11 protein-coding genes and 1 riboswitch are annotated in these 12,867 nt (G+C 40.4%); of the genes, 1 reads left to right on the plus strand and 10 read right to left on the minus strand.

What is annotated here, in order from left to right; translation table 11 throughout:
* Positions 1-88 precede the first annotated feature (88 nt).
* From feoB to arsB, 7 genes are all read right to left on the minus strand, one after another.
* A complete protein-coding gene (gene feoB / locus BUQ87_RS10410) occupies positions 89-2,092 on the minus strand; it encodes a ferrous iron transporter B (RefSeq protein WP_038263644.1) in 2,004 nt (667 codons plus the stop codon).
* A gap of 232 nt (positions 2,093-2,324) precedes the next feature.
* The gene (locus tag BUQ87_RS10415; protein ID WP_077216497.1) at positions 2,325-2,609 is read right to left on the minus strand and encodes a FeoA family protein; all 285 of its coding nucleotides are present in this window, start codon (positions 2,607-2,609) and stop codon (positions 2,325-2,327) included.
* Positions 2,610-2,630: 21 nt separating this feature from the next.
* On the minus strand, positions 2,631-3,017 hold the full coding sequence (locus tag BUQ87_RS10420) for a metal-dependent transcriptional regulator (protein WP_074210096.1): 387 nt from the start codon (positions 3,015-3,017) through the stop codon (positions 2,631-2,633).
* Positions 3,018-3,370: 353 nt separating this feature from the next.
* Complete coding sequence (locus BUQ87_RS10425) at positions 3,371-3,913, minus strand: SIR2 family NAD-dependent protein deacylase (RefSeq protein ID WP_052636024.1); 543 nt, start codon at positions 3,911-3,913, stop codon at positions 3,371-3,373.
* A 178-nt stretch (positions 3,914-4,091) separates the two neighbouring features.
* Positions 4,092-5,183: an HD-GYP domain-containing protein gene (locus BUQ87_RS10430; RefSeq protein WP_038263641.1), complete on the minus strand. Its 1,092-nt coding sequence runs from the start codon at positions 5,181-5,183 to the stop codon at positions 4,092-4,094.
* Between the two features lie 279 nt (positions 5,184-5,462).
* A riboswitch (cyclic di-GMP riboswitch) is annotated at positions 5,463-5,548 on the minus strand.
* A gap of 564 nt (positions 5,549-6,112) precedes the next feature.
* A complete protein-coding gene (locus tag BUQ87_RS10435; protein ID WP_038263637.1) occupies positions 6,113-6,451 on the minus strand; it encodes a Na+/H+ antiporter NhaC family protein in 339 nt (112 codons plus the stop codon).
* 203 nt (positions 6,452-6,654) lie between these two features.
* The gene (gene arsB, locus BUQ87_RS10440; RefSeq protein ID WP_038263634.1) at positions 6,655-7,728 is read right to left on the minus strand and encodes an ACR3 family arsenite efflux transporter; all 1,074 of its coding nucleotides are present in this window, start codon (positions 7,726-7,728) and stop codon (positions 6,655-6,657) included.
* 391 nt (positions 7,729-8,119) lie between these two features.
* Here arsB and BUQ87_RS10445 point away from each other — a divergent pair, with 391 nt between their 5' ends.
* Positions 8,120-8,422 (plus strand): hypothetical protein, encoded by a 303-nt coding sequence (locus BUQ87_RS10445; protein WP_038263632.1) that lies wholly within the window; start codon positions 8,120-8,122, stop codon positions 8,420-8,422.
* A gap of 170 nt (positions 8,423-8,592) precedes the next feature.
* On the opposite strand, the gene BUQ87_RS10450 is transcribed toward BUQ87_RS10445, so the two are convergent.
* The 3 genes from BUQ87_RS10450 to BUQ87_RS10460 are packed head-to-tail and all read right to left on the minus strand — an operon-like array spanning position 8,593 to position 12,266.
* Positions 8,593-10,386 (minus strand): hypothetical protein, encoded by a 1,794-nt coding sequence (locus tag BUQ87_RS10450; protein ID WP_038263629.1) that lies wholly within the window; start codon positions 10,384-10,386, stop codon positions 8,593-8,595.
* Between the two features lie 16 nt (positions 10,387-10,402).
* The gene (locus tag BUQ87_RS10455; protein WP_052636023.1) at positions 10,403-11,455 is read right to left on the minus strand and encodes a S1C family serine protease; all 1,053 of its coding nucleotides are present in this window, start codon (positions 11,453-11,455) and stop codon (positions 10,403-10,405) included.
* Between the two features lie 55 nt (positions 11,456-11,510).
* The gene (locus BUQ87_RS10460) at positions 11,511-12,266 is read right to left on the minus strand and encodes a (S)-benzoin forming benzil reductase (RefSeq protein ID WP_038263627.1); all 756 of its coding nucleotides are present in this window, start codon (positions 12,264-12,266) and stop codon (positions 11,511-11,513) included.
* Between the last annotated feature and the right edge of the window lie 601 nt (positions 12,267-12,867).

The following is a 12,867-nucleotide window of genomic DNA, read 5'->3' on the forward strand; positions in this document are numbered from 1 at the left end:
TTCTCTTTTCGATAATGAGTTTCGCAGTAGATAGGCCAATAATTGACAGTATCACTGCTCCAACAATTATATTTGTCATGATTTTCTCCTATGCACTCATTTTTAAATTCTTCTGATTCGCCTTTTCCTCGCCTTTTTTCACAAGGTATATGACATACCCCGCTATTGCCGCAACAGCAATGAGACCAGGGATGAAAGCAGTTCCGAAAAAACCCGTTGTAACAAGTGTCCCTATCTGGTAAGTAAGGAATGCTACAGTATATCCCATTCCGAACTGGAATGCAATGCCGCCCCAAAGCCATTTCTTATCTTCCATTTCCGAGTTCATGGCTCCAATGGCTGCAAAACATGGAGGTGTAAACATGTTGAACATAAGGTATGCCAGCGCAGCCACTGAAGTCAGTCCCATAACGCTTGCAACATCTGCTCCTCCTGATACAAGAGCCAGTTCTTCAGTGTCTATAAAGTTTGTGATGGAGTAGACCACTGCCAGAGTGCCGACAACATTCTCTTTTGCGATGAAACCTGTAATAGCCGCTGCCGCAAGCTGCCATGCCCCGAATCCAAGAGGAATAAGTATTATGGCAAACGGCGATGCAATACTTGCAAGTATGCTTGTACTCTCTGCTCCTTCGGCAACTACCTGAAGCTGCCAGTTGAATGTCTGCATAACCTGTACTGCGGCGTTGCAAAGAAGTATTATAGTACTCGCTTTTATGATGAATGATTTTGCTCTGGAGAATGTTGAAATTGTAGCCCTCTTTATGCTTGGAAATCTGTATTCAGGCAGTTCCATTATGAAGAATGATCTTTTGTTCTTTTCGCCAGTGATTCTTACCACTATCAGCGCCCCAATGATTATTATCGCAATGCCCATGAAGTACATCGCCGTACCGACCCATGCCGCATCTTCAAAGAACGCGCCTGCAAACAGTGCAATAACAGGCAGCTTCGCGCCGCAAGGCATGAATGGAGTCAGCATTGCAGTAGTTCTTCTTTGTCTTTCATTCTTGATTGTTCTAGTCGCCATGACACCAGGTATCGCACAGCCGGTACCTATGACCATAGGTATTATCGACTTACCCGACAAGCCTACACGCTTGAAGAAACGGTCCATCACCACGGCAACACGCGCCATATAGCCACAGTCTTCAAGCAGTGCCAACAGGAAGAACAGCACCATTATAAGCGGCAGGAATCCAACCACTGCGCCGACACCGCCAATGATACCGTCCAGCAGCAGCGAGCTGAGTATAGGCGATACGCTTTCGCCGAGCATACTGTCCGCCCATGCATATATGCCGTCAATCCATCCGACAAACGCATCAGCAAGAAGCGGCCCCAGATGTGTCTGTGAAATCGAGAATACCGCCCACATGACCATCGCAAATATCGGAATTCCAAACCACTTGTGAGCTACAATCCTGTCAACAGCATCCTGTCTTGTCTGACGGTTGCTGCTCACCTTGCGCTCTTCCACTTTTAAAACAATGCCGTTAACAAACTCATAGCGCTTTTTATCGGAAGCCTTCACCGCTTTAGCATCTGTAAGGTCAACTCCCCTGCTGTCATATGGAGCGCTCTGACTTTTGCCTTTAACTTCCACAGCTTTGGAAATCAAAGCTTCCAAGCCATTGCCGCTCGATTTCGTCGATACGGTCTTTACAACCGGGCATCCCAGCGCCTTGCTTAAAGCTGCCGCATCAATCGCCATTTTCTTTTTGTCGTTCAAATCGCTCTTGTTAAGTGCCACAACCACCGGGATTCCAAGTTCCATAAGCTGCGTCGTAAAGAACAAGCTTCTGCTTAAGTTTGTCGCATCAACTATATTTATTATTACATCCGGGTTTTCATTTTTTACAAAGTCACGGGTGATTGACTCCTCGGATGTAAACGGCGACATGGAATATGCACCAGGAAGGTCAACTGCTGTGATCTTCTCGCCGCTCTTGTTTAAGTTCTTTTTAACTTCTCCTTCTTTTTTGTCAACAGTAACGCCCGCCCAGTTGCCTACATGTTCAATTTTACCCGTTATGGCGTTGAACAATGTTGTCTTGCCGCTGTTCGGGTTACCTGTTAGTGCTATTTTCATAATTCCCCTCCTAAAGCCTATTTTGCCGGCACAGCCGGCTTAATATAAGTACAAATTAATAATCCATTGTATATGAAATCAGATGTCAGAGTTAACCTCGGTTAACTCAATGTCAAATTGAAAAGCTATACCTCTATAGCTCGTTCAATAAAAATGCTTTCCATTATTATTTTTGTTTTTTGAAAATCCATTTGAAAGTTAACGCAGGCTAACTTCAATTCAAAATAAAAAACTATACGATTATAGCCCTTGCAAGTTCAGAATCAATGCTGTACCTTGCATCTTTTACAGATATGACATAGTTTTCAGCCAATACGGATATCACCGTCACCTTTTCACCTTCATAACAGCCCAATGTGAACAAGAAATCTTTCATATCCTCATCGTCAGTTTCAATCCCCTTTACTGCATATTCCTCATCTACTTTTGCTTCAGATAAATTTTTCACCACATCACCACTTGCCTTTTTAAATTCATATGTTCCCATCATTACTCCACTTACTAAAGTACTAGCCATATATATCCCCCCTCACATACATCACTTTTTAATCTTTACAGCATTCTTTTCAAAATATGCTTCTATTGCCTGAATCATGTCCTCACTTACAACATGTTCCATCCTGCAGGCATTCTCAGATGCTTCAGCTGCTGTCAATCCAAGCGAATGTTCAAGAAAGCTTGTAATCAACTGATGGTTGTAATATATCTTTTCAGAAAGCTCCCTGCCCTTTTGCGTAAGAGTTATGCTGCCATAAACTTCCTTACACACCAAATCTTTAGCTTTGAGCTGCTTCATAGCTTTTGACACACTTGCCTTTGAAACCCCCAGAGCTTCGGCAATGTCTACCCCGTGAGCATGGCCATGCTCTTTTTCCAATATATAAATAGTTTCCAGGTACATTTCAACTGATTCATTATAACTCAAAAAACTACCCCCTATATATCGATTCACATAGCCTGCGTTTAAAATCGCATCAAGTTAACCTCGGTTAACAATTCTAGTTTATACCCACTGAGAAGCTTTGTCAATAAGCTTTTAATATTTTTATGATAACTTTAGTTAAGCAAATAGCGGCTTATACACCTTATAATGATCAAGAGAGACAGGATCAATCGGAAATACTTCGACAGATGAAAAACATTTCAGAGTATTGCCTTGCTCCTGATGGATTCGGGTGCCTGAAGCACCATCTTGTTAACACGAATCAAAGTGGCATTATCATAAATCTTTGTCATTTCTTTCAAAAGGATAACGGATAATAACCGGGGTGTTGAATCCTACACCAAGCTCCAAAAGGAGAATCTCCCCTCTGATGCACTTATGAACTCCACATAATCTCCTTTGTTATGCATATGATTTACTTCTACAAAACAATGGTCAATTCTTAGATTCGGACACAGTAATTCGCCACACTCCGGGCAAATCGGAATATCTTCCTCCCTGATTTCCAGGCTCTCCTCATTGAATCTCTGGAGCATTTTCCCAATAATTTCTTCATTGTCATAAATAATATCATTGCAGCCATGCTGGCACTGATATTTGCCATAACTCCCCTGCATTGCAAATACTTTGTCCTGATCAAAGCTACCTTTAAAGAATTGTCCGTCTGCATTTGTCGTAATGACAAAATATTTCCTGTCCTTGATTATATCATATAGCAGTCTGTACGTATCCAACTGCTCCTGGCTGTAAGACACGTTATTTATATGAACAACGTATTTGGAAAGAAGATTGTATCCCATTGTTATCTTCGCCATGCCGACTTCCTCATCATATCCCTGCCTTTCCAGCTGTACATGGCATGCATGTCTGAGACCCAATCCTGCCGCATCCTGCGCATGATTCGGTAATAAAATATCCTTTCATCTGCAATTCATCCGCTCCCAATGAAAAGCTTTTTCTGGTTATTGGTCTAGTGGACAGATCAAAAAACTCGCCACGGCCTTCATACAGTCTAAATACCTCTAAAACTGTTCTACTTTCACATTGAAGGATATTTTAATACTGGATGTGGCAAGTATCTTCTATGAACAGAGTAAGATCTTCCATTAGGTTTACAATTTTAGCGCCCGGATTAAATGTTCCATCTGGACCGAAGAGAATTCTTATCTTAGGTCTTGTTGGAAAGCTTCTATTATTTTCAACAACAATGCCTTTCTCTCCAGTACTAAGAATAACGCCTGCCCCCGGAGTATAAATGGCAATGTTTTCAACAAATTTTTTGTATATCTCCAGGTCTAATTGGGTTGTAGTCATAGAAGTCAACATTTCAAGTGCTTTATATATAGGCATCTTTTCTCTGTACACCCTATCCGATACCATTGCTTCAAATGCATCACAAATGGAAACTATTCTAATGCATTTATGTATTTTTTCACCTGTTATACCTAATGGATATCCTGAGCCGTCTAATCGCTCGTGGTGCATTAATATTATCATCTTTGCTATGGCAGAAATAGATTGATTTGACTTAACCATGTCATATCCATGTACGGGATGTTTTTTTATCATCTTGTATTCTTCATCTGTTAGTTTGCCAGCTTTATTAAGAATTCCATGTGGAATATTAACTATCCCTATGTCATGCATCAATGCGCCCGTTCCCAAATCAGCTATTTGTTTTTCTGGAAGGCCTAAAGCTCTGCCTGTTAACAAAGCAAGAATTGCAACATTTACTAGATGTGTATAGGTTGCCAAGTCAGTACTTAAGGTTTCAACCATATTAAATAAACTGTCTTCGTTTTTCTGCAAGTTATCCATGATTTGGCATATTAGTTTTCTTACGTTGAAATATGACTCACTAGAGACAAACATATTTTTATTCTTTTTGGGATCCAGGCTGTCAACGATATTTTTCACCGTATCTACAGCCTTAACCTTTACTATAGGATCAATTACATCTTCAATCTCTATTCCCTCTGATAGGCTATCTTCTATATAGACAGCAGGGATGTTTTTATTTTGTAAATTTTTAATATAACCACTTGTTAGTTCTACATCGTTATTTAACAGAACTTCTCCATTGGCTGAATATACAGGTTTAGCTAATTTCATACCGTCTTCTAAATGCTTTGTATAGACTATTCTCATATATTATTTCTCCTGAATTGTTATTTTAAGCCATATTCCTAATCTACTAAATTGCTAATTTAAACATTCAATTTGATTTTTAAATAAAATATAGGCACCCACTAAAAAAATTGCGTGGGTGCCTATCCATTTTAGAGTTTATGGATGTCAAATAATTCAAATATAATGACAATAAATATTTTCTATTTACAGAGCGAAAAATGATAGCGCTATTAAATAAAAATATTAAAATTCATCAATAGCATAGCATTAATAGAACTTCTTCATATAACTTGATTATTCGGCAACCTGGCAATCATAGAATGGAATTCCTTAGACCCATAGCTTTGCGTCTTTACCTTTCGATAAATTTGCTATTATCGTAATGTAGTTTTTAATTCAGCATATTTATTTGTATTGCTTAATAAGTGACTATCGGATTATTTATATGGTTTAATAAGTGACTATTGGATTATACCATAGCCTTTTCGATTTTACTTTATAATTATGCAGTGTTTTGAAAAAATTCAAAATCAAGTTATGCGGACGTATAAAATTAGAGATATCCATTAATTGCACGACTACATAGAAGTCTACACTCACATTATCTTACTGAGCTAAAACGCACTATCTCAAGGCCAAAGAAATGTCTCGATGTTTTTTTAAACTGAATGCGCTCAACTTTTTCATTTATACACCTTGCACCCTTTGCCTTAAATATTTGATTTTAATTATACGAAAAAAGGAAGCGATTAGTTTTAATCACTTCTACTCATCACAGCATTCTATTTTAAAATGTCAAAGACTGCTCTATTGCATTTACATGACATGTCAGCATGCAGCTTCCACAGTCATCGCACCTGTCCTCACACACCCTGTATGGAGTGCCATCTTATTCATGTCCTAAAACAGTGCTTTCCGTTATGCCGCAAACTGTAACCTTTCCCGTTTCAACAAGTTGCCTGCCAAATGGCTTGTTTGCCATTGTCCTGAAATATATTAGACATCACCGCGCCTATAATAAAAACCATGGCAGGTATGAAAGCTGGGCTTATATCTCTGCTTATGGATGCAATAAATGTACCAGTCCCAAGCTCGCCAACAAGGCTGCTAAATGCAAATGCCAAGGCAAGAATCATATTCACTCGCAAATAGTTTGACATCCCCTTTACAACCCATTCAGAATAAGTCTTCAAATCTGTAATGCCGCGCAAAACATAATATGCACCTGTCAAAGCCAGTATGATTACCGTCATTACCGGTATAAGTGAAACCCATCCAATATCCACGACTCATCCCCCTCTAAAATATTTCAAGTAGTAAAACTTGTTTACAGCAATATTATAGGTGCTATAGGATATCAATGTAATGTAATTCCCATACCAAAAATGGTAAAAACGACACTTTTAAATAAAAGAGCTGAATTCTCATAACGAAAATTCAGCTCTTTTGCCTTTTTTTATTAATAAATATTTTATTATACTTAGTTGCTTTACACTTTGACATTTTTGACAGATTTGCCTTCTACAAACCAATGGCTTGTTCCATTTGCTATCTTTACAAGCGTCAGCATAACTGGAACCTCTACAAGCACTCCCACTATGGTTGCCAGTGCAACCGGCGATGTCGCTCCGAACAGCGCTATTGCAACTGCAACTGCAAGCTCGAAGAAGTTTGACGCTCCTATCATTCCAGCAGGCGCTGCTACATTGTGAGGCAGCTTAAGCACCTTTGACGTCATGTAAGATATGAAGAAAATCAGAAATGTCTGGATTGTAAGCGGCACTGCTATCAGTATAATGTGCACAGGGTTTTCAAGTATGACCTCTCCCTGGAACGAGAATATTATCACAAGCGTGAGCAGAAGACCCGCAATGGTTATGTTGTTGAATTTTGGTATGAATGTATTGTTGAAATAGTCCATTCCCCTGCTCTTTATCACATTCACTCTTGTAAGTATTCCAGCTGTGAGGGGTATCACAACAAACAGCACAACTGAAAGTATCAAAGTATCCCACGGCACTGCAACCCCGCTTACCCCGAGTAAAAACGCCACTATGGGCGTAAACGCCAGCAGTATTATAAGATCGTTAGTCGCAACCTGGACTATGGTATAGGCAGGGTTTCCCTTTGTCAGGTGGCTCCATACAAATACCATCGCCGTACACGGCGCGGCTCCAAGAAGCACGGCCCCCGCAAGATAGTCCTTCGCCAGGTCCGCCGGAATTATGCCCTTGAATACCACGAAGAAAAAGAAAACCGATATGCCATACATTGTAAACGGCTTTACAAGCCAGTTCGTAACCCAAGTCACATAAAGCCCCTTAGGGTTCTTTCCAACATTCTTTACGCTTTGAAAGTCAACCTTCATCATCATAGGATATATCATTATCCATATTAGGACAGCTATGGGTATTGATACGTTTGCATATTCAAATTCGCCCAGAGTATCCGGAATAAAAGGCATATACTTTCCTATCAGGACTCCCACCACCATGCACAGCACAACCCACACTGTCAGATATCTTTCAAAAAAACTAATTCCCTGTAGCTTTTCCTTGCTCATTTTTTCCCTCCAATTTCTTAAGATATAATATATAAGTGCCTATAGCCAGCAGATTGGTCAATTATCTGCCGGTTATGTATTTCTTTTTTTAATACTGCCTCCTCATGGAGCATATTGCCATTAAAAACATGCACATATTCAAATGTATCGATGTGTCGGTCAAAAAAAATGAACCTAGTATTACAAGTTTAAATACTGGACATTTAATGTCCCTATCCACCGAGAAGCTATATTCACTTACAGTCATATGATATACTCTTGCCATTTGTTTGTCAACCATAATGCCTTCTTTCTCCAATAGAATCTGCTTATTAATAATAAAAGTATTTGACATTGCTTTTCTGAGGGTAAATAAGAATTAAATACATAATGATAACTAGAAGGTGATTTTATGGAAAACAAATCCGAAAAACTTATAGCAGCGAATTATGAATTTGCCAAATATTTCTTTTCAGAGCTAAAAGACAATTTTGACATTCTGGCTATGGAAGGGGAAGTGCTTTCAAAAGATGAGATGGGAAATATAATAGATCTATCCATAGCCGCAGAGGACTGCAGCACCGAACAAGCTGGGGTAATAAACATACTAAAGGAAAAATGGCTGTCCTATATTGAAGCTGGAAGCGGCGTGTCTGATGGACTCACGAGGGTTATACATTATATATCCGATTTGCAAGCCAGATACGCTAGATGAAAAGTATGAATAAGACCGCCAAAGCAAAAGCGCCGGTTCAACACATAAAACTGTTGAACCGGCGCTTTTAGAATATTTAATATTGTTCTTGATTTTGTGGCGCTATAGCTTTATTCCCAACCCCATGGATAAGCCCACAGATTTTTTGGTGGCAGAAAGCCGTCAAATTCCTACTCCGGCAGAAGCTCCTCCACTGTATGGTTTGTCCATGAAGAAATCTTGCCCGGGTAGTCCTGTCCGCCTATTTGGGTATTCATCCATATTTTTTCAACCTTGGAAAGATTCATTTTTGTAGTATTTGCAACCGGTATGTCCATATCGAGTGTATACATGTTGTTGTTTATCTTTATGATGTACCTGTACTGGTTCATGGTATTTCCAAGGTCGTAAACCTTCGCCTCATCCTGATTGGCGGCATCCCTTATGCGTCCTATGTCATATTCCCTGCTCATATAAAAAATCTGTGCATCTCCTACGGATGCGGATTTAAGTGATACATTCACAAGCCCCAGCCTTACATCGTCATCCGTGGACAGCATGTCCGCCATATATTCCTTTATCTCGCCCATACTGCTTGTGTTGATTCCTGAGGCCATTTTCAAATGTATGTTGGAATTTGGCTCAAATGCATATGCTTCTTCGCCGCTGCTGAAGTATTGGCTGTAGTCATGGTAGTAGTCGTAATACTGAGCCTTTGTCATCCATGCCTTTGTAAGCGTTGTTTTGCAGTCGTATTTTTTCGTTTTGAGCTCTTTCGCCTCGTCAAGGTTTATGAGCGATTCCGCCCATACTATGTGACCCAGATACCTGCTCATATTTTCGCCTTTCAAAGAAAACGAGTTCATCATTTCCTCAAAATCCTTGCGCTTTTCAGGACTGCTGTACTTTTCATCAGGTATATTGGCGCTCACAATGTATTTGTATCCATTGCCTATTATATATCTGCTTTTTACCACATATGGTTTGTTTGTCACTGTGTTGTATCTCACCGTCACCCCATATCCATTGCCCGTATCCTTTTCCTCTATGACATCGTATACCTTTTCATTGTAATTGTCCCTTATTTTCTGGAGCTCCCCTTTAGCCCAGCCTGATGCGGTTTCTCCCTCATTTGCAGAGCTCATCAGGTTGACAAATACCCCTTCGCCCCTTTCATTCTCATATTCGTAAATATCTTCTTCCTGCATCTGCTGCTCAAGCTCCTCGTCCGTGTATACAGGCGCAAAGCTTTGGTACCTCGCATTTGGAACATCCTCCAGCTTCCAGTAGGGAGCGATTGTTATCTGCCATCCGTAACTTGTATTCTCATAAACTCTTTTTACGCTGTATGACTCCGAAAGCTCCTTTATCTTTGGGTTTTCCTCGTCAAATGCCGGTTTGAATGAAGATGTCAGCTTGTCGAACATCTCCTCGTGGCCCCTGTAAAACTTGCCGTCCATGCTCACAGTCAAATTGTATATGTAGCCATTTGCAACATATATCCTGTTTTCTATAAACTCTCCAAGCTCCTCTGCTGCTTCATCCACCATGTAGTAGTCGTAAAACTGCTGGGCCTTGACTATCCTTATATATCTCTGGCTTGAATCGTCTTCTTCTATGGTGACTGAAAACTCCTTTTCTCCCCACCAGTACCATTCCCCCGTATTCATTTGCATGTTGTAGAGAATGTCTTCAAGAGACTGGCCTTCTTCGTTTTTTTGAACGTCCAAAGACACAGATGCGCTATAGCTTGACGTGTACATGTCGAAATAGTTGACCCTTTCAGACTTGTATATTATGGCATCGTCTGGCAGGTGCATAGACCACTTGTATATCCGGCTTCCCACCTCGTTTTTCATCTTCTCCTGCTGGCTTGAAAAAGCTTCATACAGGTCTATGTCACCGCTGTCTTCGGCATATCCAAGCGTAATTCCCATCGAAAAAGCCATTCCTGCGGTCAAAACCGCCGCCAATAATCTTCTCATGCCAATCCCCCTTTCTTTATTTGTCTTCTTCGACCTCTTTCAAAGTCACCTGCACGTCAAATGTGCTGTCTCCACTTGAAAATGTGAGTGTGACCCTGTCTCCGGGCAGATGCCCTTTGAGGATTTCGTTGTATGCCGCAATAGATGTTGTCTTTTTGCCGTCTATAGCCTCCAGCATGTCCCCTTCCTTGACCTGAGACGAGCTGACCACGGCATCCTTTTGAAGCATTACAACCTTTATCCCCTGATTTGTGGGAAGCCCCACAAGCGCAGCCCAGTTTTCCTCAAGCCCTATGCCGGTAAAGCAGCGCCTTATTTTCCCGAATTTGTTGTAATGGTCCATGAAATAGTTGACGTTCCCTATGGGTATCGAAAAGTTCATCCCAGAAAAGTATGTGTACCCCTGTGCGTTTATGCCCACTAGCTCGCCGTCCATGTTGATCAGTGGTCCTCCTGAATTTCCCGGATTCATTGCCGCATCGGTCTGAAGATATGTGTAAGAGCTTCCTACAGGCCTGTCAAGCCCGCTTATTATGCCCTTGCTGGCGCTGTTTCTGTATCCGAAAAACAGTGGCGTTCCTATGGCAAGCACGTCGTCGCCTACGTCTATTTCCCCTTCATCTGCAAACGATATGGGCTTGAGAGCAGATCGGTTTATCTTTATAAGAGCCAGATCAATGTCAGCATCCCCGTATAGGAGCTCCGCCTTGTAGGCGCTTCCGTCATGCATTACAACAAATATTTCCTCCAAGCCGTCTATGACATGATTGTTTGTAAGTATTTTGCCGTCACTTGAAACTATAACCCCTGAGCCGTGCTGTAAATTTCTCGGGAATTTGGAATATATATATTCTTCCTCCCTGTACATTTTGTTCTCCCCTATTATTGCAACCACTGATTCACTTACGCTTTCTATGACCTCGGGTATTGACTGTAACTGCTGCGAAGCGGCCTTCGCCATTTCCAACGCCCTGTCCGCCTCTACTGCAGACTGTAGCTGTGCATACGATATTGATCCCGTTGAGGATAGAATCATGCAAATTAAGAATATAGCCAAATATTTTTTCATAGAAATCCCCCCTTTTATAATTGCAAAAACACGTAAACAGCAAGCTGCATATGAACTATTCTATGTCCGAAACGTCTATAGATTCTCCTTGCTTGAAGTCCCTGCATTCAATCAGCTTCACCACTTTTTCAGCCACGATTTCAGGCTTTGTCAGCATACCCTTTTTCTTGTAGTTTTTAAACCTTTTCAATTCTGCAAAGTCCTGCTCGTTTGAAGACCTAACTTCCCTTTGCATTTCAGTATCCATTATCCCAGGCGTAAAAGACATTACCTTCACGGGATGCTCTTTGCCTTCTTCCTCAATTCCAACGCATTTTGTGAGCATTTCAATTCCCGCCTTTGCGCTGCAGTAGCATGCAGCTCCGTGCATAGGCCCGTAAGCCGCTCCGGAAGATATGTTTACAATCCTCTTTTGTATTTCCATCTTTTCTGAAAGCCTTATAAATGTGGATATAAGTATAATGGGCGCTAAAAGGTCTACTTTGATATTTTTGATTATGGAGCCGCTTTCGCATTTTGAAATGGGCCTTAGCGGTGACACAACGGATGCGTTGTTTATGAGGTACAGGGATTCTGCCTCTCCTGCTGATATTTTTTCAAACACATCATCCATAAGCCCCTCTATCAGCTCTACATTCGAAAGGTCGAATTCATAGTAATTGAGCTCAACATTTTTTTCATAGGCCTTTTTGACAATTTCCATGTCCTGTTTTCTGGATATGCAAAATAGCGTGTATCCTTTTTCAATAAGCTTTTTTGCTGTGGCGTTTCCAAGTCCCCGGGATGCCCCTGTAATTATGGCGTATTTCATATTCCCTCTCCCTTCTCGCCTTTTTGCCGTATTAAATATGCTGATATATCTCTATATACCATATTGTGTGTCCAAATCAACTCAAAACTCCAAAATACTCCTATATTTATGATTTGATATTTTGTATCGCACTAAAAAATAAGTCCGTGTTTAAATTTTCTGTGTAGTTAATTCCCCTACTATGATATTGAATCTATTATCTTATGCCCGCTGTCCTGGCCACCCTTAGCTATCTACCGTCGAGTTCATCATCATTTGGGGTATATTACGTACATATATAGAGATGAGCATAATTAGGTAAAATAAAGAGTTTGTTGAAATAGACAATCGTATAGTTCAAATCTTTTGAAGAAAAAATTGTCTATTCAATGAAAATGTATATTATTGCTGATAAAAAATGTTTTTAGGCGCACTTAAATAAGCTTTGTGAAAAAATGTGATTATTATGCAGGCTCTTTCATAAGTTTTGAAAGAGATTTTGTAAATTTAACACAGCTTTCATCCTTAGCATTTTTGACAGCACCCAAAGCGGTTGAAAGCACGCAAATATGACCTATTGTATTCAAGTTTGAAATTGAATTTATGTTCCTGACTGAAGGCT

Origin of the sequence: Peptoclostridium litorale DSM 5388 (assembly GCF_900141635.1) — a bacterium.
GTDB lineage: Bacteria > Bacillota > Clostridia > Peptostreptococcales > Peptostreptococcaceae > Peptoclostridium > Peptoclostridium litorale.

Coding starts and splice junctions, on each gene's coding strand:
- BUQ87_RS10445 (WP_038263632.1), top strand. CDS start 8,120: ATGGAAAACAAATCCGAAAAACTTATAGCAGCGAATTATGAATTTGCC.
- BUQ87_RS10460 (WP_038263627.1), bottom strand. CDS start 12,266: ATGAAATACGCCATAATTACAGGGGCATCCCGGGGACTTGGAAACGCC.
- feoB (WP_038263644.1), bottom strand. CDS start 2,092: ATGAAAATAGCACTAACAGGTAACCCGAACAGCGGCAAGACAACATTG.
- BUQ87_RS10450 (WP_038263629.1), bottom strand. CDS start 10,386: ATGAGAAGATTATTGGCGGCGGTTTTGACCGCAGGAATGGCTTTTTCG.
- BUQ87_RS10415 (WP_077216497.1), bottom strand. CDS start 2,609: ATGGCTAGTACTTTAGTAAGTGGAGTAATGATGGGAACATATGAATTT.
- arsB (WP_038263634.1), bottom strand. CDS start 7,728: ATGAGCAAGGAAAAGCTACAGGGAATTAGTTTTTTTGAAAGATATCTG.
- BUQ87_RS10430 (WP_038263641.1), bottom strand. CDS start 5,183: ATGAGAATAGTCTATACAAAGCATTTAGAAGACGGTATGAAATTAGCT.
- BUQ87_RS10455 (WP_052636023.1), bottom strand. CDS start 11,455: ATGAAAAAATATTTGGCTATATTCTTAATTTGCATGATTCTATCCTCA.